Origin of the sequence: Neoalteromonas arenosi (assembly GCF_030362855.1) — a bacterium.
In the GTDB taxonomy this organism is placed as follows: Bacteria; Pseudomonadota; Gammaproteobacteria; order Enterobacterales; family Alteromonadaceae; genus Alteromonas_E; species Alteromonas_E arenosi.
Map to the genome: position 1 here is coordinate 217,568 of NZ_JAUCBP010000006.1, position 24,478 is coordinate 242,045.

A 24,478-nucleotide genomic window follows, 5' to 3' on the forward strand; every position below is an offset into this window, starting at 1 on the left:
ATGGATCCACTTGCACAGCTACATGATATCGCTTTGGCTGAACCCACCGGTTGGTGGCCGCTTGCGTGGGGTTGGTGGGTTCTGATAGCGGCTAGCATCGCATTGTTGATTTTGACCGCCAGCATCCTAATGCGCCGCTTTCGAATGCGCAAACCTTTGCGGCAAGCGCAACGCAACCTCACACTTATTATCGAGCAAGCACAGCCCGCACGGCAGCAAATTGAACAAATTAATCAGTTGCTGAAAGCCTGCAGTATTCACTATTTTGCGGCGTCTAATCCGGGCAAGCTCTACGGCCAACCTTGGGTTGACTTTCTAAGCGCACAACTGCCCCAACGCCAACGCTCAATATTTCTCGAAGTTGCACAAGAACCATTAGTACAACTTTTTCAGACTCAACAATTCAGTGCTTCTCAAGCGCGTGCAGTCGCAACAGCCGCAGATCTATGGCTGAACCACGTAAATCTCGGAGGTGCTAAGCATGTTTGAATTTACGTGGTGGCCTATCCTCTTCGCTTTACCACTCCCCCTGCTGGTTCGTTTGATACCCGCACAAGAGTCGCCACAACTACAAGCATTAAAAATGCCTAACGTACCCAACACAGCAGTTACAAGCCAAGTTGTTAAACGCGCGCCATGGTACGTAAAAATATGCGCCATTCTAGCGTGGTGTTTGTTGGTCATTGCTGCCGCTCGACCACAATGGCTTGGGGAACCGGTAAGCATTCCCAATGAAGCTCGTGAAATGATGTTAGCGGTTGATCTTTCCGGCTCAATGGAAACCAAAGACATGCTTGTAAACGGTCGACAGGTCGATCGTTTGGTGATGATTAAAAGCGTATTAGCCGACTTTATTGAGCGCCGCGTTGGCGACCGTTTAGGTCTAATTCTGTTTGCCGATACCGCCTACTTACAGGCTCCCCTTACGTTTGATCGCGAAACAGTGAGGACCTTACTGAATGAATCCGTGATTGGGTTAGTGGGTGAGCAAACAGCGATTGGCGACGCGATAGGCTTAGCGGTCAAACGTTTTCAGACCAAAGAAGAGTCTAATCGTGTCGTTGTGTTGCTTACCGATGGACAAAATACGGCGGGAAATATTTCGCCAGACCAAGCGCTCGAGCTAGCAAAACTTGAGGGGGTAACCATCTACACGATCGGTGTTGCAGCCGATAGCATGGTTGTGCAAAGTATATTTGGTAGTCGCCGAATAAATCCGGCACGAGAGCTCGACGAAGCCATGCTAAGTCGATTGGCGACAGAGACCGGTGGCCAATACTTTCGAGCGAGAGATCGCGACAGCTTACTGCAAATTTATCAGATGCTAGATCAGCTTCAGCCTGTAGCCGGAGAAGCCCGCAAGATGCGACCGCAAACCAGTCTGTTTATGTACCCTTTGTCATTCAGCGTATTGTTATCAATGTTTATCGTATTGAGTAAAATCATACCGTTATTACTGACTAAAGTGCGTCAATCTCGGCCAGTGATGGAGCGGCAAGTGTGAACGAGATTTTTAGTGGTTTTGATTGGCAGAATTTACACTTTATTCGCCCCTACTGGTTATGGGGAGTGCCAGTTGTATTAATTTTAGTTTTCGCACTCAAACAACTGCAAGCGAAGCACAGCGGCTGGCAGCAGATCTTACCTCAGCATTTACAGTCGACCCTGTTGAGCACCCCAAAAGGGAGCACGAAACAACGCACTGCACCGCTTTGGTTAGTCACCTTAACCGGGATCCTAGCGATGTTGTTCTTGGCAGGCCCCAGTTGGGAGAAGTTGCCACAACCCGTATTCAATTTAAAACAAGGCAATGTCATTGTTATGGACATGTCTTTGTCCATGCGAGCCACTGATGTAACGCCAGACCGCGTCACTCGAGCGCGTTTTAAGGCCATGGATTTGGTCCAAAAGCTAACAGACGGAGAAGTAGGCCTGGTAGCTTATGCGGGCGATGCGTTCGTAATCAGTCCGCTTACAGAGGATGCCAGTAACCTTTTGGCATTGTTGCCAAGTGTCAGCCCGGAAATTATGCCGATTCCGGGTAGCGAGCCAATCCGTGGCTTTGAAGTAGCAGCTGAATTATTAAGCAACGCCGGATATCAACAAGGCAATATATTTTGGTTCACTGATGGATTTGACCGCGAGCAATTTGCCCAGATCACAGATTTCGTTGAATCTATTCCGTTTACAGTACACACGCTCGCATTTGGCACTCAAGATGGTGCTCCAATCCAACAAGTGAATGGCGAATTGCTGAAAGATTCTCGCGGCGCGATCGTAATACCCAAGTTAGACCCTAGCCATGTTCGAGCCGTTTCGCAACGCACTGGTGGCGGATTTTCACGCCTGAGTGCAGATGATACCGATTTAACTGAATTGGTAACATTCGCTAGTTCAATGCAGCAACGAATCGATCAAGCTGAGCAAACTGAGGAGTTGTTGGAAGGTGATGTATGGCGCGATATGGGCGCGTATTTTGTCGTGTTACTCTTACCAATGGCGGCCTACGCATTTCGTCGAGGCTTAGTATTGTGTGTGCCTGTGTTTGCGTTATCACTGTTACTACAAACGCAACCAGTGTTTGCCGCCGACATAGACAATGAATCTATTTCAGTCCTCGACAAGATATTTAAAACTCCCCAACAACGCGGAGAGCAAGCCTTTCAAGCAGAACAATATGATCTCGCAGCAAGTCTATTAGAAGATCCTCTGTGGCGAGGTTCCGCGCACTATCGCGACGGCAATTATGAAGCAGCATTGGAGTCGTTTAGTCAGTCACCGGGTATCGATGGTGCGTATAATCGCGGCAATGCGCTGGCTCGCTTAGGTCAATTAAAACAAGCAATAAGCGCCTATGATGAAGTGTTGAGTATTGACCCTACGCATCAGCGGGCTCTTGAAAACAAAGCACTGGTAGAGTCACTATTAGAACAACAGGGAGATCAACAATCGGAACAGCAAGATCAACAACAAGATTCACCGAACGATGAAACTGAGTCACAACAACAAAATGGCAGCGAAAACAGTGACGAAAGCCAAGGGAGTGATGAGAGCCAGTCGAGCGAAGGCCAACAAGAGCAAAGTGATAAGACAGACGAGCAGGATCGCGATTCACAATCTGACGAGTCAGATGAGCAGGGTACCGAATCTGACGATCAGAGCAGTGCTGAGGACGATGCTAACATGCGGGAAAATCAATCGCCCCCAGAATCGCCAGAGCAAGGGATGAGCGAATCGACTGATGAATCAGAGTTAGCGGACACTCAATCAGAAGAAGCTCTCGGCAATACCGATGATGCTCCGTTAACCGACGAAGAGCGCGAGCGTCAGCAGCGCTTGCAAAACCTTTTACGCAAGGTCCCAGATGATCCTGCGTATTTATTACAACGCAAAATGCTACTCGAAAGCCAACAGCGTTCACGAGAGCGTGCGCCACCACGAGCGCAACAAGATTGGTAAACAGAAAGGTAAGTGATGCAAACTAACACAATGACTCGATTGAAAAGACTTCAACGGATGAAAAACGCCTTTGCAGAAACGGCTCATACAGCGGCGTTTGTCATGTTACTTGCGTTTTGCTATTCGTATAGTGCGCACGCAACGGTAGAATCAGTAACCACCGCCGTTGATCGTAACCCGGTAATGCTTGACGAGTCTTTTACGCTTACCGTAGTCGCAAATGGCGATGTGGATCGCGAAGCCTTTGAGCCTTCCGCGCTATTAAGCGATTTTGTCGTTGGTCAAACTTCGGTAAGTAGCCAAACACGGATGATCAATTTTGAAACATCCCGTTCAACGACGTGGTCAGTCATTTTGTTTCCTCGCCAGGTCGGTACATTTACAATCCCGCCGATTACAATTGATGGTCAATCTAGCCAGCCTATCAGTCTCCAAGTAATTCCAGTTAGCACTAGTGCAACCGGTGAAATGCGAGATATTTTTGTCGATACGGCGCTTGAACACGACGAAGTTTACGTGCATCAACAAGTTCGCTATACGGTAAAACTGTACCTCGCCAAAGATATTGAGCGTGGAAGCTTGCAAGCACCAACACTAGAGCAGGCCGAAATTCAGCAAATTGGCAATGATTCGGAATACAGCGAAGTCGTTAATGGCAAGCGTTACCGCGTTATTGAGCGAACGTTTATTATTATTCCGCAGAAATCGGGGGATTACACGATCAATGGGCCAATGTTTCAGGGCGAGGTTTACACCGACAACCGACAGAGTTTCGGCTTCTTTAACCGCACTCAAACGGTAAATCGCGTGGGTCAAGCGCAGCAGCTGACAGTTTTACCTATCCCGGCTGAGGTTAATGGCACTTTTTTACCTAGCGAGTTTGTTGACATTAGCGAAGAGTGGAGTAGTGATTTATCCGAGTGGCGGGTGGGCGAGCCCATTACCCGAACAATAACTGTCACTGCAGTCGGACTAACAGAGTCACTGCTACCAGATATCAATGACCGCTATCCACCGGATATTAAAACCTATCCTGACCAAGCCAATACCGCAAGTGCAGAGAATCAACAAAGCCTTGTAGCACAGCGTATTGAAAGTGTTGCACTAATCCCGTCGAAGCCTGGGAACTTCGTATTATTACCTGTCGAAGTTGAATGGTTTAACGTGCTGACTGAGCAACGTGAATTTGCCAAGCTACCGGCGCGTACGATCCGCGTATTACCCGCTCAGAATTCAACGCCAGATATGACAGCCCCCCCCGCTGCTTTCGCCCCTCCCCAGCAACAACAGACACCGGATAATTTGGTCACACCACCAGCACTAACAACCGTGCCACTGCCAGCGAATCAGCCGGTTTTTGAATGGCGTATGTCTAATGGCTGGATGTGGACAACTTTATTAGCGTTGATTGCGTGTGTAGTCGTTCTTATTCGACGCAGCGCGGTATCTCCATCAGTTCCGATGCGTCAATCATCCACAGTGGATGCCAATGAAGCCCAATTATGGACTGAATTACAGCGCGCTTTAAAACAAGCCAATATTGATGCTGTGACAGCGCACTTGATCCAATGGTTAGGTGCACTAACTAACAATTCATCTCAGGATCTAGCATGGTTAATTGAACGCGTTGACGATCATCAGCTTAAGCAGTTTGTTGAGCAAATGATCGCGAGTCGCTACAGTCGAACAGCGCAACAATGGAAACCGGCAGCGCTAATCGCCGCCCTACAACGAGTAAGACGTGAGGTTCTTGGACAGCAAAAAAACAATGCTCTCAAAGGCCTCTACCCCGCAGTAAATTAATAATTCTAAGAGGCACTCATGAAATCAATGGTTAAACTATCGGTGATTGCTAGCGTCACAGCACTGCTAAGTGCGTGTAGCCCACAGCCGGAAAACGCCGAGCAGTCAGTTGAAAACCAGGTGGATACCCCTATCGAAGCCAGTACAACAGTCAGTGAGTCAGAACGCTTGGCTGATTTTTTTGCGAGTACCTTCGAGCAAGATTTACGCGAATCGCCCATGAGTCAAAGCTATCTGGGCATAAAATGGGATTATGATAAGTGGGATGACATTTCGAACGCCAAGACTGATGCACGAATGCAAACATTACGTGAGCGCTTAGCAATGGCTCAAGGCTTTGACGCGTCACGATTAAACGCTAACGAACAATTAAGTCTGCGTATTTTCATCATGTCAATAGAGCGTCAGTTAGCAAATGACGCATTCCGCTTGCATACATATATCATGCAACAGATGCGTGGCTATCACACCATGGTTCCGAGCTTCTTAATCAACATTCATCGCGTTAACGATATCAGTGATGCCGAAGCCTATATCTCCCGTCTCGAGGGAGTAAAACCGATGTTTGATCAAGTTATACAGCAGCTACGATTACGTGAAGAAGCGGGCATATTTCCGCCGTACTGGTCCTACGACCAGATGATTCAATCAGCGTTCAACGTGGTTCAGGGTAACCCGTTTATTGAAAGTGCTGATGACTCAACAATCTGGGCTGACTTCCAACAAAAAGTCACTGCATTAGAGATTTCTAATGCCGAGAAAGCGGGATTACTCGCTCGCGGCCAAGAGGCTTTAATCAGTAGTGTGCAGCCTGCTTATGCGGCGCTCATTGAAGAGTTGCGTAAACAACAAACATTGACCCCGCAAGGCGATGGTGTGTGGCGTTTACCCGAGGGCGATAAATGGTATCAGAATCGCCTCGAGTGGTTTACCACCACTGACTTAAACGCCGAGCAAATCCATCAGTTGGGGCTAGAGAATGTCGAGCGCATCCACAATGCAATGCGTAATATCATGGCGCAAGTCAATTTCGAAGGTACGCTACAAGAGTTCTTTGAATTTATGCGCAATGATGATCAGTTTTATTATCCCGATACAGATGAAGGCCGAGAGCAGTATATGCGTGATGCAAAAGCCTACATTGATACCATGCGCGATAAGATCCCGGATTACTTTGGGCTAATTCCTCAGGCCGACATGATTATTAAGCGGGTTGAGCCCTTCCGCGAGCGTTCCGCTGGTAAGGCTTTTTATCAGAGCCCTGCGCATGACGGCAGTCGTCCCGGTATCTACTATGCGAATTTATTCAACATGCGTGATATGCCAACCTACCAAATGGAAGCGCTGGCCTACCATGAGGGCATTCCAGGCCATCACATGCAGCGTGCTATAACCCAAGAGTTAGAGGGAATTCCTGACTTCCAGAAGTACGTATCGTTTACCGCATACACTGAAGGCTGGGGGCTGTATACAGAAGAGCTAGGCAAAGACATGGGCTTCTATGCTGACCCTTATTCAGATTTTGGTCGTCTGGCCATGGAACTCTGGCGAGCATGCCGTTTAGTTGTCGACACAGGCATCCACGCCAAGCAGTGGTCACGTGAGCAGGCCATTGAGTATTTAATAGAGAATACACCGAATCCACAAAATGATGCCGTTAAAGCGATTGAACGCTATATTGCGATGCCAGGACAAGCAACGGCATACATGATTGGCAAATTGAAAATAATAGCGCTACGTGAAAAGGCGATGGCCGAGCTAGGCGACAAGTTTGATTGGCGTGGTTTCCACGATGAAATTCTGAAAGACGGTCCAGTTCCGTTGTCGATTTTAGAAGAAAAACTCAATCGCTGGATCGCGAGTCAAAAGTAACTCAAAGTAATAACAAATCCATCACAAAAGCCCAATTTATTGGGCTTTTTTATATCTAAAGCTTATGATGTGCAAGCAGCATAACCCCACGTTCGGATATTTTTCATGTTTGCGCGAAATAAAAGAAAGGCAGTCTCGGTCTCCTCTGACATGATGAGCAAACAAAAACGCTATGAAGCGCTCGTAAACGCAACACATGCCGATTTATATCGGTATGCTTACTGGTTGATTCGAGATAAGTCAATTGCCGAAGGTGTAGTACAAGAAACCTACCTGCGCGCATGGAAATCTCTCGACTCACTGCAAGATCAGAAGGCCGCGAAGAGTTGGTTGATCACGATTTTACGCCGTGAAAACGCGCGGCGCTTTGAGCGTAAACAGTTTGATTTGGTCGATATCGACGAGGTATCCATTGAAGATACCCAGCACGGCAATGAAACCGAACTCGAACATGCCGAATTGCGCAAGTTAATGGCTGGGTTAAATGACGAGTACCGTGAACCTTTGATGCTGCAAATCATCTTTGGTTACAGTGGTGAAGAGATTGCACAGCAACTCGATTTAAATAAGAACACAGTAATGACACGTTTGTTTCGCGCACGCAACCAGTTGAAAGAGGCATTAGAAGCGAGCTATGAGCGTAGACAGCAGACCAATGGATGAATTGGCTTTCAGGCGTTCGCTGTACGCTGAACCGCACAGCACAGATCCGCAAATCAAAGCGGCTGCAACCAGTTCAGAACGAAATCGAGCATTCGCTGAAGAATTATTGCGTTTAGATGCAGCAATAAGCGCAGCGAGTAAAGTGCCCGTCCCTGAAGGACTTGCTAGTCGAATAATTTGGCAAGGTTCAATCAGTGAGTTTGCACTACACAAAAAACGCACTCGTACTTATATTGCCCTCGCCGCTTCCTTAGCTTTCGTCACAGGATTAAGCGTAGTGGTTTGGCAACAGCAAACCTCAACTATCGATTTGACTGCAGAGGCGTTGGCGCATATGAATCACGTAGAAGGCTACCGTGGCTCAACTGTTTCGCTGGCAGAAACAAATGGTAAGCTGGCTGCGTTTGGTGCGGCGCTCATCAGTGACATAGGTGTGATAAAATCAGCCAACTTTTGTTGGTTGGATAAGGTGCGCTCATTGCATCTCATCGTTGAAACTACTAGTGGCTTAGTTTCGGTCTTCTTTGTACCAGATGTAGATGGCAGTGAATTTGGCCAACGTTTTTCTAATCAACAGTTTGTTGGTGAAAAGCTGACAACAGAAAAAGCCCAGGTTTTAATGATCGGCGAACAAGGCCAAGACTTGCATGAGCTGAGCGAGAAAATTAATAACAATCTAGTTTTTTCCGCTTAGTTAACCGGAAAAGTGTGTAAATCGAGTTGTAGTTATGACAATGGCTACTTTTGTCTATACAGCTTGAAGGATATTCCTGTTATGCTAGCGCACCATGTGCACACTATGACGCAGTAACATGGCAACAGGGACTCTAGTTTCACTCGCAATCTATTTTTTAGCAATGTTAGCAATCGGTCTCTGGGCGTTTCGCAACAGTGATCAGAACGTCGAAGGCTACATGCTAGGTGGCCGCCAATTAAGCCCGTCTGTAACAGCGCTATCGGCTGGAGCATCGGATATGAGCGGTTGGATGCTCATGGGACTTCCCGGGGCTATGTACGTTGCCGGTTTATCGGCAAGTTGGATAGCCATAGGTTTGATTATTGGCGCGTTACTCAACTATTTAATTGTTGCCCCGCGGCTACGAGTGTTCACCGAAGTCGCCAATAACTCAATTACTATTCCTGACTTTTTTGAAAATCGATTTAATGATAGCTCACGAATTCTGCGTATCACAGCCGCTTTTGTCATCGTCATTTTCTTTACGCTGTACACATCTTCCGGGCTAGTCGCCGGAGGTAAATTATTCGAATCTTCATTTGGCTACTCATATGAATTGGGTTTGTATGTAACCGCAGGTGTTGTCGTTGCCTATACTTTGTTTGGCGGTTTTATGGCGGTCAGCATGACGGATTTTGTACAAGGCTGTATCATGTTTGTTGCGTTAATTATGGTTCCTTTGGTAGTTGTTGTAGATCTCGGTGGACTAACCGCAACGCTGGATGCACTGACAGGCATCTCACCACAAGCATTTAACTTGATGACCAACGCAAGCTCAGGACAAACATTGAGTATCATTGGCATTATTTCACTAATGGCATGGGGCTTGGGGTACTTTGGCCAACCACATATCATCGTCAGATTTATGGCCATTCGCTCGGTGAAAGATGTACCAACAGCACGTAATATCGGCATGACCTGGATGATCGTAGCCCTTATAGGTGCACTTTCCACCGGGTTGTTCGGTGCGGCTTGGGTGGCAAATAATAGTACCCGACTTGCCGACCCCGAAACCGTATTTATCGTGCTGAGCCAGTTGCTGTTTCACCCGCTTATTGGCGGTTTTTTACTCGCAGCCATTTTAGCGGCAATAATGAGTACCATATCATCACAGCTACTCGTGACCTCAAGTTCACTTGCTAACGACTTGTATGCGACATTATTCAAACGTCAAGCGTCGCAAGAACATCTGGTTTTTGCCGGCCGTCTTGCAGTAGTTGCTGTCGCCTTGGTCGCAATAAGTTTGGCGTTTGACAGAAGTTCCACTATTCTGACCCTGGTAAGTAATGCGTGGGCAGGTTTTGGCGCTGCATTTGGGCCGTTAGTGATTCTTGCATTATTTAAGGCGAACATGTCCCGTGTAGCAGCTATAGCTGGAATGATTTCAGGGGCTGCAACTGTATTGTTTTGGATCTATGCCCCTATCAATATTAATGGGCAATCATTAAGTACTATTATTTACGAAATTGTGCCCGGATTTGTGGTCAGTTTTATCGTTATTCTCGGCGTTTCAGCATTTCGCCCAACAACAGACCCCAAAGTTACAGCAGTATTTAACGCGTTTACTGAGCAGATGAAGTCAGCACAAGGCTAAATTGTTGATAAATTAGTCGGCAGGAGCGTAGTAATCACACTTACAAATATGGTAAAGTTCTAATATTAGAACCATTTGATATATACGACATTCTAAACGGAGAGTAAGAGAAATTATGACAGCGTCAATCCCGAGCTTAACGCATTTGAAAGAACTGGAAGCGGAAAGTATTCACATCTTTCGTGAAGTCGCCGCCGAGTTTGATAATCCAGTTATGCTGTATTCAGTAGGTAAAGACTCTTCGGTATTACTTCACCTCGCGCGCAAGGCGTTCGCGCCAGGTAAAATTCCTTTTCCACTTTTGCACGTTGATACAACCTGGAAATTCCGCGAAATGATTGAGTTTCGCGACCATATGGCGAAGAAATACGACCTTAACTTGCTGACTCATACCAATCCTGAAGGTATTGCTCAAAATATCAATCCGTTTGATCACGGCAGCGCTAAACATACGGATGTGATGAAAACGGTTGCGCTTAAGCAAGCGCTTAATCAATACAAGTTTGACGCTGCGTTTGGTGGCGCTCGTCGCGATGAAGAAAAGTCACGCGCCAAAGAACGTGTGTACTCTTTCCGTGATGAAAATCACCGTTGGGATCCCAAGAATCAGCGTCCAGAGTTATGGAATATCTACAACAGCCAAATCAACAAAGGCGAGAGCATCCGTGTTTTTCCCATGTCGAACTGGACTGAGTTAGATATTTGGCAGTATATCTACCTAGAAAATATTGAAATCCCATCACTTTACCTAGCTAAGCCGCGCCCTGTTGTTGAGCGCGATGGTGTGCTTATCATGGTTGATGATGACCGGATGCCGCTTCGCGAGGGTGAGAAGCCAGAGATGCGCTCAGTTCGCTTTAGAACACTTGGCTGCTATCCATTAACGGGCGCGGTCGAATCTGAGGCCAGTACGTTGCCAGAGGTGATCCAGGAAATGTTACTTACCAAGACGTCTGAGCGTCAGGGTCGCGTTATTGACCACGACTCTTCAGGCTCGATGGAGAAGAAAAAGATGGAGGGTTACTTCTAATGTCTACCAATATCGTTTGGCATGAACACGCTGTCGACAAAGCGAGACGCGCTGAAAGCTTAGGCCAGAAGCCACTTGTATTATGGTTTACTGGATTAAGTGGCTCTGGTAAATCAACCATTGCAAATTTGCTCGAACAAAAATTAACGGCACAAGATAAACACACATATTTGCTTGACGGCGATAACATCCGTCACGGTTTGTGTGGTGATTTGGGTTTTACAGCCCAAGATCGCGTTGAAAATATCCGCCGTATCAGCGAAGTCAGCAAACTATTTGTTGATGCTGGCATGATCGTAATTACCGCGTTTATTTCGCCTTTTAGAGCTGATCGAGAATTCTGCCGGAATTTGTTAGCTGAAGGTGAGTTCGTTGAAGTCTTTGTCGATACGCCGATTGAAGTCTGTGAACAACGCGACCCCAAAGGTCTGTATAAAAAAGCGCGAAGTGGTGACATTAAAGACTTCACTGGAATTGATTCCGATTATGAAGTCCCTAACAACCCCGAAATCCGTTTAGAATACGCTGATGAGTCTGCTGAGCAAACCGTTGAACGACTGTATGCAATGCTGGCAGATAAGGGTCTGGTGTAATGAGTCAGATGAACACTTTAGAACAAGTGCTGGCGATTGCTAAACAAGCTGGCGCGGAAATCATGCAGATTTATGCGCGCGACTTCGACGTAATGGACAAGTCTGATTCAAGTCCGTTAACAGAAGCTGATTTAGCTGCACATAAGACAATATGTAAAGGCTTAGAATCAATGTCTGACTTACCGATTTTGTCAGAAGAGTCTGCATCTATCGATTGGCAGGAGCGTCAACAATGGTCGCGTTATTGGCTAGTTGACCCACTTGACGGCACCAAAGAATTTATCAAGAAAAATGGTGAGTTCACGGTCAACATCGCACTGATAGATAATGGCCGTCCGGTTTTGGGTGTGGTATATGCACCGGCACTAGACGAGTCTTTCATCGGTGCGGAAGGTGAAGGCGCGTGGCGCGAAAAAGACGGTCAACGCACTAGTGTGGTCGCCAAGCCACATCAAGCTGGTGAAACTTGGAAAGTGGTGGGTAGCCGCTCGCATCAAAGCCCTGAAATTAAAACTTTACTTGAAGCATTGCCAGGCGAAACTGAATTAGTCGCCATGGGGAGTTCACTGAAGCTTTGCCTTGTGGCGTGCAACGAAGCCCACTTATATCCACGCATTGGTCCTACTTCTGAGTGGGATACTGCTGCTGCGCATGGTTTTGTCCTTGCCGCCGGCGCCAAAGTAACAGTATTGAGCGCGGACGATCCGGCTGCGGACGTAATCGCTGGGAACACGCCAGAACTCCAATACAATCAAAAAGAATCCTTATTAAACCCGTATTTTTTAGTGAGCTGTTAAAGACATGAATAGCGAAAGTGAATTATTGAAAACGAATATCCTTGAATACCTTGAGCAACACGAGCGTAAGAATCTACTTCGTTTGTTGACTTGCGGTAGCGTAGACGATGGTAAGAGTACTCTGATTGGTCGTTTGCTGCATGACTCGAAAATGATTTATGAAGATCAGTTAGCGGCTATTACCCAAGATAGCAAGAAAGTGGGTACCACCGGCGAAAAGGTCGACTTGGCATTATTGGTTGACGGCCTTCAATCTGAGCGTGAACAGGGTATTACTATTGACGTAGCCTATCGTTACTTCTCTACTGACAAGCGCAAATTTATCATTGCCGATACACCAGGACACGAACAATACACCCGTAACATGGTTACCGGTGCATCAACGTGTGATTTAGCTATTATCTTAGTAGACGCTCGCGGTGGTGTGAAAACCCAAACTCGTCGTCACTCATTCTTAGTGTCACTGTTAGGCATCAAACACGTCGTTGTTGCGATCAACAAGATGGACTTGATGGACTACAGCGAAACTGTATTCAATGACATCAAGGCGGACTATTTGGAATTCGCTAAAGAGCTCAACATTCCGGATATTCAATTTGTGCCAATGTCGGCGTTAGAGGGCGATAACGTTGTAAATAAAAGTGAGAATACACCTTGGTATCAAGGTGACACGCTAATGCATATTCTTGAAACCATCCAAATTGGTGAAGATGCCAACCACGATGATTTCCGCTTCCCAGTGCAATATGTAAATCGTCCAAACCTCAATTTCCGTGGTTTTGCCGGTACTGTCGTGTCTGGTGAAATAGCCCCAGGAGATAAGGTAACGACGTTGCCATCAGGCAAAACCTCGACTGTTGCTTCAATTGAGACATTTGAAGGCCAGCAAGATCGAGCCTTTACACCTCAAGCAGTTACTCTGACCCTTGCAGATGAAATTGATATCTCACGCGGCGACATGATTGTTAAATCTGACAACCTGCCGCTACACAGCAGCCGCTTGAAAACCCACTTAGTATGGATGGCTGATGAACCGTTAATGCCGAATAAGCAATACAGCTTCAAGTTTGCTACTAAAACGGTAACCGGCAGTGTGTCGAATATTAACTATCAAATTGATGTTAATACAATGGAGCATAGCGAAGCTGTGCACTTAAATCTCAATGAAATTGCCGTTGTAGATGTGAAATTAACCCAGCCAGTAGCGTGCGACCCGTATACTAAAAATCGCAAAACAGGCGCATTCATCGTTATCGATCGCTTAACGAATGGTACCGTAGGTGCAGGTATGATCATCGAAGAGGGTCAAGCCGATAATGCGAGCGAGAACAACTATTCAGAATTTGAACTTGAATTCAATGCGTTAGTGCGCAAACATTTCCCACACTGGAATGCAATTGATATCAGTCAAGGCTGAATAAGAACATAAATGGATATAAGCCAAATAATCGTACTAGCGATCTTCGCTAGTACGATTGCTGCGTTAATCTTTTCCAATCAACGCCCGTCGACAATTTTCGCTGGTGCGATGCTTGTACTACTTGTGAGTCAGGCTATCAACTTCTCGGAAATCCTCCTTAACCTTACTAACCAGGGCTTAGTAACCCTTGTGTTGCTTCTAATGGTTAGCAGCGCAGTAGACAAAACAGCCTTACTAAAGCGCGTAGGTCGAACGGTGATCACGGCAAAGTTCAGCAGCAGTTTTTGGCGCTTATTTGGTTTAACCTTTTTCTCTTCAGCGCTGCTAAACAATACTGCTATTGTTGCGAGTCTGATTGGTCCAGTTAAACAAAATCAATATCACCCACCGAGCCGATTGCTAATCCCGCTCTCCTATGCAGCTATTCTAGGTGGGACAGTAACACTCATTGGAACCTCTACTAATCTTATCGTCGATAGCTTTTTGATTGAGCATGGTCATGAGGGATTTAAGTTTTGGGATTTTACCTTATTTGGATTGGTTGCAGGCTTGAGTTGTGGCTTACTAATGTTTGCCCTCTCCCCTTTGTTGCCAGCCCTGGCAAGTCCCAAAGGTCAATTTAATGAGTACTTTATTGAGGCTGAAGTAGAAAGCGATTCCGAGCTCGTCGGTAAAAGTGTAGAAGATAACCACCTGCGCAATTTACACGAATTATTTTTGGTCGAAATTATTCGCGATGGCAAACTTATAACACCAATCAAACCTGAACTTGTCATCAATGCCGGCGATAAACTGATCTTCTCTGGAAATGTGACTAAAGTGGATAGTTTGTCACACATCAAAGGCCTCAGATTATTTGCAGAAGCGGATGGTCTGCTGCGTGAAAATTTAACGGAAGTTATCGTTTCCAATCGCGCCCAAATCATTGGGCAAACGCTGAAAAGAATCGGTTTTCGCGCCCTCTTTGATGCAGCCGTCGTAGCGATCCGACGCGACGGAGAGCGATTATCCGGCAAACTTGGTGAGATACCGCTGCAGGCCGGTGACTTTTTATTGCTGGCAACAGGGCCTGACTTCTACAAGCGCCACAATTTGGCAAAAAACTTTTTTATTCTTAATGAACAAAAAATCAATCGACCATTATCAAGCCGCAATGAACTGATTACTATATTGGGCTTCTTAGTAACTATTGGCCTCGCTGCATTTGGTGTCGTGCCATTACCGATTGGGTTGTTGTTTTTTATCGCTACTCTGGTGTTATTCAAGGTCACTAGTAACAATGAAATTAAACGCAACCTACCGCTGAACCTGATTATTGTAATAGTCGGAGCGCTGAGTATGGCAACAGCATTAGAAAACGTCGGTATCATCAAGCATTTCACCAATTTATTAGGACCTGTGTTGGCCGATTCCAATTGGGTTTTAGCACTTATAGCAGTATATGTGGTTACAGTATTGCTGACGGAATTTGTCACAAATAATGCTGCGGCAGCATTGATGTTCCCGTTTGCCTATGGTCTCGTCGACGCCATGCAAGCGCCACTAATGCCTTTTGCTCTAGCTGTTGCTTTTGCAGCATCAGCTAGCTTTATTTCGCCCTATGGCTATCAAACCAACCTTTTGGTCTACAATGCCACGCAATATCGATTTAAGCATTTCATAAGCATCGGTATCCCAATCTCGATAGTATATTCAAGTATTGTGATTAGCCTATTGAGTTGGGTGTATTTTTAAAACCCAAAAGACAGCGACAAAAAAGCCGGCTTTCGCCGGCTTTTTTAGATCCGAAGAATTCTCACGTCTGGTCTAACGAAATAACACTTTCTCGCGATTAAACCAAAAGATACTAAAGTATATTAAACCTCCAGCTATGATTGCGGTAGAACCAAAGATTGGTAGCAACGCGAAATAGTCCATAGTCCCTTTGATCAGCTCTTTAATAGCAAGTGCAACATTGGTCAGCGGTACCCAAGCCCAACCGCCTTCGAGGTCAACGCCAGGTAACATGGCTAAAACTACGGGAATGATGACCACAAAGACTAATGGCGTCATATAACCTTGAGCTTCCTTAAAACTGCGGGCATAAATCGACAAGCTCAAAAGCGCTGATGCGAAAATAGCGACAACAGGCACCAGCATCAAAAACATCAGTAAGAAGTCAAATAAACTGATTGCCGCCATAAAATCGACGACAACTTTAGCAGCCATCCCATGACTCAGTATTGTCCCCCAAACGGCCATACTCACGACAGTTATTAGCGCCGAGACTACCCCAGAGATTGCGATAGCAAAGAACTTGCCCATTACAATATTGTGTCGTTCGATGGGTGAAATTAATAGTGTTTCTAGCGTACCGCGCTCTTTTTCACCCGCCCCCAAGTCAGTCGCTGGCAACATTGCCCCTTGCAGGCACAAGATAAAAACGATGTAGGGCACAAAACCACCGGCTTTTTCACCCAGATCTTCACGCTGATCAGCGACATTAATTTTTTCTATCACGATGGGATTTAGTACGCCGCTGCGCTTGTCTGCGTCTACCCCTAATAGTTCGAACACCTGGGCTTGATTGTTTTCGGCAATGCTGTCTGTAACCTCTCTGATGCGACGTTCAACCATATTTAAGCCTGCATCATTAAAGTATACTTTTAATTCGATTTGCCCGCTTTCCAGTGGGTTATTACCATAGTTTACGGGAACTTCGATGACGAAGTCTGCACCACCTTGCTTGACCCACTCTGAAATATCTGTACCCGCTTCGATTTCTACGCGGTTTAGTAGCTCTTGCTCAGCTAGCGATTGGCTTAGTTGCGGCGCCCGCTCTGCGTTTAGGATAGCGAAGGTTAGTACCTCACTGCGCGCTTTTTCAACGGCTTGACCACCAAAATACATCGCAACACCAAATATTGCGGGAAATAATAGTAGCGGTAACGCAATCATAAAAAACAACGTTTTGCGGTCTCGCAAAAGCTCCTTTAACTCTTTCTGCATAACTAACCACATAATTAAGCCTCCCGTGCAATAGTTGTTAGAAATGAATCACTCAAGGAAGTGTCAGAGAGGCCCTTGAAGGCCTCAATAGTATCGCTGAAGCGCGTTTCACCTTGGTCGATGACAGTGACCCGGTCGCACAACTCAGAAACTTCTTCCAAATGATGGGTTGAGAAAATTACCGGTACACCTTGCTTCTTCAAACCACGAATGAAATTCAATACCGTTTGTGCTGCCATGATGTCCAGGCCAGTAGTTGGCTCGTCCAAAATTACCACTTCCGGATTGTGCACCACCGCCCGGGCGATATTGGTTTTTTGCTTCATACCGGTGGAGAAATTCTCACTGCGTCTATCGAGATACTCATGCAGGTCGAGTAAATCGGCTAGCTCTTTAATTCGAGCTTCTATCGCTTCCTCTGCCATGCCGTGTAAGCGTCCAAAATAGGCGATATTCTCGCGCCCTGTTAAGCGCCCATATAAGCCAGTTGAGCCACTTAAAAAACCGAGTTTTTGGCGAGCAGCTAACGGTTTATCAATAACATCAACACCGTTTATCACTACGCTTCCTGCATCAGGTTGCAGCGCCGTCGACAACATGCGTAAGGTTGTCGTCTTACCCGCTCCATTAGGGCCCAATAAGCCCAGCACTTGTCCGTTGTTACATTGAAAACTTACGCTTTTAACACTGTGAAAAAAACGTCCTTTCAGTCGTGGGTCCTGCCGCTCTTGTTCGCTCAGCTTTTTGGGGTTCTCAATAACGAACTTCTTCGCCAATTGATTAACTTCTATCATTCCGTTGTCCTTGTATTTAGATGGAATAACTGTAATTGCCTTTGCTAAGGTAGTATTCGATCTTCTGAATTTATTACAACTTTTTTTGCAAAGTTGTTTGCATCCTATAGTTTTGCTGATTACCTTTAGCCCACAATGATAAAAACCGACGGCAAAAAAGGACACGTCTACATGAGTCAAGTCACAAACCCAATCCAAGCCTGCAGTGAAATATTTTTTAAACCTAACGGCGTGTTTGCAGCGTTAAACGTTAAGCATAATTGGTCATGGATCCCTTTTATTTTAGTTATTACTGCGACGATTTTACCGGCGTATGTCTATTTTAACTTTGTCGACTTTGAGTGGTATCGCGAAATATTTATTAATGCTAATTACGGTGATATTAGTCCTAACGAGCAAGAGAACTATCGCAATTCAATGACCATTGATACGATTTTGATGTTCACCATTGTAGGCACTATCGTTGGTTCGCTGTTTATCAATGCCATCTTAGCTGTTTATTTTAACTTGGTAACCAAGTCAGACGAGCAGAATACCAACGGATTTACCGATTGGTTTGGCTTCACATGGTGGATCGCCATGCCTGGAATCATAAGTGCGATGATAGCATTGATAGTTGTTGCACTTGCCACAAACCATCAATTAGATCCCGTGTCATTAAGTCCGACATCGGCAGCATTCTTGTTCAACGTGAGTATGGAAAGTGAATGGTTTGGATGGGCACAAGGTGTCCGTATAGAAACTTTTTGGACCATTTATTTAGCCGCAGTAGGAATTAGTCAATGGACCGGGATCCGTGGCAATAAGACCTATATTATCGCAGCAATACCCTATTTCCTTCTTTGGGGAATTTGGGGTTTAATTACCGCCATGAGCTAAACGAGAGTGCTAATGTTTAGGCCGCCTAGGCGGCCTAAAGACTGAAACGTTAGCATAAAACTCTGGCGTTTGATTTTCTGCCCAGCCAGGTATCCCCAAAAGTGGTAGAGGTTTAAGGTTCTCTCGCACGTCAAATATAGCCGCTTTACTCAACTGCTGCTGCAACAAAGTGTCCAGCTCACGTTCAGTGCTATCGCTGGGAGCTCTCAGCGCGGTCCACTTAGCGGTTAACTGTAAAAATGGATTCAACAGCATTTCTAAATTGGCGTGACCAAATACCCATGGCTTTATGCCTATCGACCAACGCTTACGCTGTTCATACAGAGCTTCTGTCCAGCGATGACAGGCCAAATCATCAAGAAGTTGTAATTCGCTATCTGAATGACACACTAACACCAAGCCACATTCATCAAAGTGAGTAATGCGATTGCGCCTGGCAGTGCGTGGATTGACACCAAACTGATTGATATCCTCCATATGTAAGCGATTTAATACTCGCTTTGATTGTGGGAACTGCAGCCAAATCAGGCCGTTAAAGAAATCATGCCAGTTATTCGCTCGGGTTGGCACACAATCATCCTCGGCAATAATTTGCTCGTAGTAACGCGGGTCGTTGGCATATGAGCCCTGTTCAACAAACCGCGGTACAAAAGTGCAATCGCAATCGCTTACAAGCTGATTTAGCAATGCAGCAGTGCTCAATGACGCTGGATATTTATGGAGCTTATATTGAGCGTTTAAGGCGTGCAAATACGGGTGTCTAAGTGCCATTGTGGTAAAGTCAGCCCACGCGACATTGTGATGAAAAACGGGTTTGGAGCTTGTTTGCACGGCGCAAATCTCTATACTGCAAAGTCGACAGAAAGGTCGACAGATATTGATATCGGGTTTCGCTGGCCTACTATGATGGGCCCTAGCATTACTCAGTATTCTAACGAAAAAAGACATAAATGATGAAACTAAAAATAATTCCTATGTTGCTAACTGCCTCGGTTGTCATCGGTGGTTGTAGTCAGCAAAAACCAGAACCAGTCGAACAAACCGAGTCACCAATCGCGTCTAACTTCGACTCCGTCTATTCTGAGATTAGCAGTGAGAACTTAAAACAGCACACCAAAGTGTTATCTTCTGATGAGTTTGAAGGCCGCCTCCCGGCAACCGTCGGGGAAGAAAAAACACTCGAGTATTTGGTAAATGCATTTACTGCCGCTGGACTTTCACCAGGCAATGGCGATAGTTTTTTACAACCGGTTGACCTGATTCAAATTACTGCTGATCCGAATATGGTTATGACAATTGGCGACAATGAATTTGCCTACCAGCAAGATATGGTCGCTTCGTCAAAACGCGAGCAAGACAGCATATCACTGGAAAACTCTGAACTTGTATTTGTTGGTTATGGTGTTAATGCACCAGAGTACGAATGGAATGACTACGAAGGCTTGGATGTTGAAGGTAAGACAGTAGTAATTTTGATCAATGATCCCGGTTTTGAGAATCCAGAGTCGGGTAAGTTTCAAGGCACAACCATGACCTATTACGGTCGTTGGAGTTATAAATATGAAGAAGCCAGTCGACAAGGGGCTGCTGGTGCGCTCATCGTGCATGAAACCGCCCCAGCGTCATACGGCTGGTCAGTCGTTGCCAATAGCTGGTCAGGCCCTCAGTACGGTCTGCCTTCAGCCGATAATGGCGCTAGCCGAGTTGCCGTTGAAGGCTGGTTAACATTAGAAGCTGCGCAAAAAGTTTTTGCGGACGCAGGGTTGGACTTCGCTACAGAGAAAGCCAATGCCATGCAGGGGCCATACAATAAAGCGATGCCGATTGCAGCTAGTGTAACGGTTAACAACAGTATCGAACGCTCAGCGAGTTACAATGTATTCGCAACTTTGCCCGGTACCGAAGCGCCAGATGAGCACATCATCTATACTGCACATTGGGACCATTTAGGCAAAGATGAAAGCAAAGATGGCGATCAAATTTACAATGGCGCGCATGACAACGCGACCGGGACTGCGGCCAGTATCGTTATGGCTGAAGCGTTTGCCAGCTTAAATGTGAGACCCAAGCGCTCTGTCAGCTTCCTAATTGTAACTGCGGAAGAGCAAGGCTTACTGGGCAGCAAATACTACGCAGAAAACCCAATCATTCCACTGGACAAAACGGTTGCGAATATCAATATGGACGCAATGAATGTGTTGGGCCGAACGAAAGATGTGTCCGTTATCGGTATGGGTAAATCTGAACTAGAAAATTATTTAGAAGCTGCTGCAACGCGCCAAGGTCGTGTTTTAACTCAAGAGGGGCGCCCGGAGGCAGGTTACTATTACCGCTCTGATCACTTCAGCTTCGCGAAACTAGGTGTTCCTGCACTTTACGCTAAAGGCGGTGACCAACCGATTGATGAAGCAACTGCTGAATATCGCAAAAGAACAAGCCTGATAGTTACCGGTTGTTACCATCAGGTTTGTGACCAATTCCGTGATAGTTGGGATTTCGGTGGTATTGAAGAAGACACACAGTTGTTATTCGATGTTGGTTTCAATATCGCCAATGCTGATAGCTGGCCAGCGTGGAACCCGACTAGCGAATTCCAACGCCCATAATTAGTTGGATTATGACAAAAAGCGCCAATTTGTTACCAAATTGGCGCTTTTTTTTAGATTCCTCGAAATACCACTTGCAATTTCTTCTCACAATGGCAAATTCCAAGGGTGCACAAAAAAAACAACAATGCACAGTTAGGTACCGCAAGTCCCCTATCTTGGGCCTCGACAGAAATCCCGACAAATTAAACCAACAGAGAGAACGCATTATATGTGTGGTATTTTCGGTATCTTAGATATCAAAACAGATCCTATCGAGCTGCGTAGCAAAGCCCTAGAGCTGGCTAAATTGCTGCGCCACCGAGGCCCAGACTGGTCCGGTGTATGGAATAATGACAGAGCGATTCTATGCCATGAGCGCTTAGCAATTGTCGATGTCGACACAGGCGCTCAGCCACTGGTAAACAATGCCGAAAATCACATTCTTGCTGTCAATGGTGAAATCTACAATCACAAGCAACTCGCTGAAGAGTTGCCAACGCCCTATGCCTTCAAAACGCGTTCAGACTGTGAAGTTATCTTACCTTTATACGCCGAATACGGTGTCGAGTTTATTGATAAATTAAGCGGTATGTTTGCCTTTGTTCTGTACGACAAAGAGCAAGACGCTTATCTAGTTGCGCGCGACCACATGGGTATTATTCCGCTCTATACCGGTTACGATGAGCACGGTAACTTTTATGTTGCTTCTGAAATGAAAGCACTCGTTCCAGTATGTAAAACCGTACAAGAATTCCCGCCAGGCCACTATATGTGGAGCAAAACCGGTGAAATCAGCAAATATTACCAACGTGACTGGATGTCGTATGACAATGTCAAAGACAATACTTCAGATCTGGGGGAACTGAAGGCCGCATTTGAGAAAGCGGTGAAGTCACACCTGATGTCTGACGTTCCCTACGCGGTTCTTTTATCTGGCGGCCTTGATTCGTCATTGGTATCAGCCGTTGCCGCACAATACGTTGCTAAGCGCGTGGAAGACAATGATCAATCCGACGCTTGGTGGCCGCGACTCCACTCTTTTGCCGTCGGCCTACAGGGCGCCCCCGATTTAGTTGCAGCACAAAAAGTCGCTGATATGATTGGCACTGTTCACCACGAAATTCACTTCACGATTCAGGAAGGTTTAGACGCCATACGCGACGTCATCTATCAGCTTGAAACCTATGACACAACGACAATTCGCGCTGCAACCCCAATGTACTTGATGACCCGTAAGATCAAAGCAATGGGGATCAAAATGGTGTTGTCGGGTGAAGGATCTGACGAGATATTCGGCGGCTATCTGTACTTCCATAAAGCCCCCAACGCCAAGGAGTTTCACGAAGAGACTGTGCGTAAACTCGAACGCCTCCACATGTTCGATTGCGCGCGCGCGAACAAGGCGACTTCAGCATGGGGCGTAGAGGCTCGCGTACCTTTCCTCGATAAAGAGTTTATGGACGTTGCCATGCGGTTAAACCCGCACGATAAAATGTGTCTTGAAGGGAAAATGGAAAAGTGGATCTTGCGCAAAGCCTTTGACGATGGTTCTACCCTGCCTGCAGAGGTTTTATGGCGTCAAAAAGAGCAATTTGGCGACGGTGTTGGTTATTCTTGGATAGACTCAATACGCGACTTTGTCGAAACTCAAGTTACTGATCAGCAATTGGCTACCGCTGAGTTCCGTTTCCCCATCAATACTCCTGATACCAAAGAAGGTTATTACTACCGAACTATTTTTGAGCAGTTTTTCCCACAAGAAAGCGCTGCCAAATGTGTTCCTGGGGGCAAATCCATCGCTTGTTCGACCGTTGAAGCGTTGGAATGGGATGCTAGCTTTAAAGGTAATGCCGACCCCTCGGGGCGTTCAATGAAAGACGTTCACGGCAAAGCATAGTAGACAGATGACGCAGCGGTCGCTGCGTCATCTCGTCGTATCACTCTGAACGCGCTGGGTTCCTACTCATATCAATAGTGAACCACAATTTTTCATCATCCACTGGCGTTTCAGCTGTCATTAATGGATTCTCTAATTCGAATACTCGGCGGTTAGGTATATTGAGCTGCTCAAGTACTGGCTGGTAATTCAGCAAAAATAATTGATCAAATGAACCATCCTCAATGGCTCGTTGCAGTCCGGTTTCGATCAACTTTGCCAAGGTCGGATTAGTGCGGTTTACAAAAAAGTACATTGCCGCTGGATAGTGAATCGCGAGGGACTCTTCAAGAACCAACTCTGGGTCGATGTTATCCATCGCCAGTTCCATATTAATCTCAACCACTGAGCGAGGAAAAAAGTCGGCTTGGAAACGTGTAATCAAATTAAAATTATCGAGATACTGCGTCACGCTTTCCACATCAAACCCGTTTGATTGTAATATTTTGGTGTCTGGCCAATCTTCGCCTTGTACGGGTATATAACGCTGTAGTGCAGCCAATGACTGAATAGCAGAAAAAGCGCGCTGCTTATCGCGATGGATAATGAAAACACGCCAACCAATCAAACCTTTGTGAATGGGAATGCGGATTGGTAATAAGTCTGTCTCACGTTGAGCATCTGTCATACTCCATACCACATTTACTGAGCGGTTTTCGCGTAATTGTCTTAACGACTTTCCTTGCAACATTATGCGGTCAGACGGTTTTAACTGATATCGAACGCCCGTTTTATCAAGCGCTAAAGTCAGTAGCGCTATCGGATAGTCATTGCGAACGTCATTGTCGTTAAGAGCTCGTGGATAGGTGATATTCCATACTGCACCTGTGACATCAGCGGCTAATAACAGACTAGCCAGAACTGCGCATAGAGCCCAGACTCGCCTCATTGGGCTTCCATCTGCGAACACATATCATCAAGTGCTCGCTCTTCTTCATCGATTACTGAAACGATGATATCAAAACCAAACTCACCTCCGCGCTCTAAGGTGTATGACGTCGAACAGCTAAACTCTACATCATTTTTATCATTGCAAATTTGCCAGTCCACTTTAGCGAACAAAATGCTGTCAGATAGCGTCATGGCGTGCACGACCGTGGCATTGTGTTGGATCGCATTGGCCTTCTGACAGGGTTCAAATAAGCGTGTTAGACGGCTGGTGATCTGCTCTGGGTTTGAGCACACCGTTTTCTCGTCATTTGAGACAAAAACACAGGGCACATGGTAAAAAGCTAACAGCTCACCTAAGGAAACATCGCTCATCGCTTGGCTCAAGGCGAAAAAGAAACGCTCCAATGCTTGTTCGTCTTGTTTTTCAATCACAGT

21 protein-coding genes are annotated in these 24,478 nt (G+C 46.0%); 16 read left to right on the forward strand and 5 right to left on the reverse strand.

All coding sequences use genetic code 11. The features are described from left to right. The 13 genes from QTP81_RS05205 to QTP81_RS05265 all read left to right on the forward strand — a co-directional run bounded on the left by QTP81_RS05205 (position 1) and on the right by QTP81_RS05265 (position 15,701). Positions 1–489, forward strand: coding sequence for a DUF4381 domain-containing protein (locus tag QTP81_RS05205; RefSeq protein WP_289364196.1), 489 nt, complete (start codon positions 1–3; stop codon positions 487–489). Further along, complete coding sequence (locus QTP81_RS05210) at positions 482–1,504, forward strand: vWA domain-containing protein (protein ID WP_289364199.1); 1,023 nt, start codon at positions 482–484, stop codon at positions 1,502–1,504. Before QTP81_RS05205 ends, QTP81_RS05210 begins: the two co-directional genes overlap by 8 nt. Then, complete coding sequence (locus QTP81_RS05215; RefSeq protein ID WP_289364201.1) at positions 1,501–3,459, forward strand: VWA domain-containing protein; 1,959 nt, start codon at positions 1,501–1,503, stop codon at positions 3,457–3,459. The genes QTP81_RS05210 and QTP81_RS05215 overlap by 4 nt, the downstream gene beginning before the upstream one ends. Before the next feature lie 15 nt (positions 3,460–3,474). Beyond that, positions 3,475–5,262 carry a BatD family protein gene (locus tag QTP81_RS05220; protein ID WP_289364203.1) on the forward strand — a complete coding sequence of 596 codons (1,788 nt, stop codon included), beginning with the start codon at positions 3,475–3,477 and terminating at the stop codon, positions 5,260–5,262. Positions 5,263–5,280: 18 nt separating this feature from the next. Continuing rightward, on the forward strand, positions 5,281–7,134 hold the full coding sequence (locus QTP81_RS05225; RefSeq protein WP_289364204.1) for a DUF885 domain-containing protein: 1,854 nt from the start codon (positions 5,281–5,283) through the stop codon (positions 7,132–7,134). 105 nt (positions 7,135–7,239) lie between these two features. Next, positions 7,240–7,797, forward strand: a complete 558-nt coding sequence (locus tag QTP81_RS05230; RefSeq protein WP_289364205.1) for a sigma-70 family RNA polymerase sigma factor — start codon at positions 7,240–7,242, stop codon at positions 7,795–7,797. Continuing rightward, the gene (locus tag QTP81_RS05235; RefSeq protein ID WP_289364206.1) at positions 7,769–8,491 is read left to right on the forward strand and encodes a DUF3379 family protein; all 723 of its coding nucleotides are present in this window, start codon (positions 7,769–7,771) and stop codon (positions 8,489–8,491) included. Before QTP81_RS05230 ends, QTP81_RS05235 begins: the two co-directional genes overlap by 29 nt. Positions 8,492–8,609: 118 nt before the next feature. Next, the gene (putP, locus tag QTP81_RS05240; protein ID WP_289364207.1) at positions 8,610–10,127 is read left to right on the forward strand and encodes a sodium/proline symporter PutP; all 1,518 of its coding nucleotides are present in this window, start codon (positions 8,610–8,612) and stop codon (positions 10,125–10,127) included. 115 nt (positions 10,128–10,242) lie between these two features. Continuing rightward, positions 10,243–11,157 (forward strand): sulfate adenylyltransferase subunit CysD, encoded by a 915-nt coding sequence (gene cysD / locus QTP81_RS05245; protein WP_289364208.1) that lies wholly within the window; start codon positions 10,243–10,245, stop codon positions 11,155–11,157. Next, entirely contained in the window at positions 11,157–11,750 is a 594-nt protein-coding gene (cysC, locus tag QTP81_RS05250; protein WP_289364209.1) for an adenylyl-sulfate kinase, read from the forward strand. Before cysD ends, cysC begins: the two co-directional genes overlap by 1 nt. Next, complete coding sequence (gene cysQ / locus QTP81_RS05255; RefSeq protein ID WP_289364210.1) at positions 11,750–12,547, forward strand: 3'(2'),5'-bisphosphate nucleotidase CysQ; 798 nt, start codon at positions 11,750–11,752, stop codon at positions 12,545–12,547. The genes cysC and cysQ overlap by 1 nt, the downstream gene beginning before the upstream one ends. A gap of 4 nt (positions 12,548–12,551) precedes the next feature. Continuing rightward, positions 12,552–13,964, forward strand: coding sequence for a sulfate adenylyltransferase subunit CysN (gene cysN / locus QTP81_RS05260; protein ID WP_289364211.1), 1,413 nt, complete (start codon positions 12,552–12,554; stop codon positions 13,962–13,964). Between the two features lie 12 nt (positions 13,965–13,976). Continuing rightward, positions 13,977–15,701: an SLC13 family permease gene (locus QTP81_RS05265; RefSeq protein ID WP_289364212.1), complete on the forward strand. Its 1,725-nt coding sequence runs from the start codon at positions 13,977–13,979 to the stop codon at positions 15,699–15,701. Between the two features lie 72 nt (positions 15,702–15,773). Here QTP81_RS05265 and QTP81_RS05270 read toward each other — a convergent pair whose 3' ends face one another. Then, positions 15,774–16,967, reverse strand: coding sequence for an ABC transporter permease subunit (locus QTP81_RS05270; protein ID WP_289364213.1), 1,194 nt, complete (start codon positions 16,965–16,967; stop codon positions 15,774–15,776). 2 nt (positions 16,968–16,969) lie between these two features. After that, positions 16,970–17,749, reverse strand: coding sequence for an ATP-binding cassette domain-containing protein (locus tag QTP81_RS05275; RefSeq protein ID WP_289364214.1), 780 nt, complete (start codon positions 17,747–17,749; stop codon positions 16,970–16,972). 171 nt (positions 17,750–17,920) lie between these two features. Between QTP81_RS05275 and QTP81_RS05280 the strand changes: the two genes are divergently transcribed. Beyond that, positions 17,921–18,628 carry a YIP1 family protein gene (locus QTP81_RS05280; protein WP_289364216.1) on the forward strand — a complete coding sequence of 236 codons (708 nt, stop codon included), beginning with the start codon at positions 17,921–17,923 and terminating at the stop codon, positions 18,626–18,628. 9 nt (positions 18,629–18,637) lie between these two features. Here the strand turns inward: QTP81_RS05280 and QTP81_RS05285 are convergent, their stop codons facing one another. Next, the gene (locus QTP81_RS05285) at positions 18,638–19,459 is read right to left on the reverse strand and encodes a DUF3025 domain-containing protein (protein WP_289364217.1); all 822 of its coding nucleotides are present in this window, start codon (positions 19,457–19,459) and stop codon (positions 18,638–18,640) included. Between the two features lie 122 nt (positions 19,460–19,581). On the opposite strand from QTP81_RS05285, the gene QTP81_RS05290 reads away from it, so the two are divergent. Together QTP81_RS05290 and asnB are read left to right on the forward strand one after the other, a co-directional pair. After that, positions 19,582–21,234 (forward strand): M28 family metallopeptidase, encoded by a 1,653-nt coding sequence (locus QTP81_RS05290; protein ID WP_289364510.1) that lies wholly within the window; start codon positions 19,582–19,584, stop codon positions 21,232–21,234. Positions 21,235–21,445: 211 nt separating this feature from the next. Continuing rightward, positions 21,446–23,113 carry an asparagine synthase B gene (gene asnB / locus QTP81_RS05295; protein WP_289364218.1) on the forward strand — a complete coding sequence of 556 codons (1,668 nt, stop codon included), beginning with the start codon at positions 21,446–21,448 and terminating at the stop codon, positions 23,111–23,113. A gap of 40 nt (positions 23,114–23,153) precedes the next feature. Here asnB and QTP81_RS05300 read toward each other — a convergent pair whose 3' ends face one another. Beyond that, positions 23,154–24,041 carry an amino acid ABC transporter substrate-binding protein gene (locus QTP81_RS05300; protein WP_289364219.1) on the reverse strand — a complete coding sequence of 296 codons (888 nt, stop codon included), beginning with the start codon at positions 24,039–24,041 and terminating at the stop codon, positions 23,154–23,156. Further along, entirely contained in the window at positions 24,038–24,475 is a 438-nt protein-coding gene (locus QTP81_RS05305) for a DUF6841 family protein (protein WP_289364220.1), read from the reverse strand. The genes QTP81_RS05300 and QTP81_RS05305 overlap by 4 nt, the downstream gene beginning before the upstream one ends. Between the last annotated feature and the right edge of the window lie 3 nt (positions 24,476–24,478).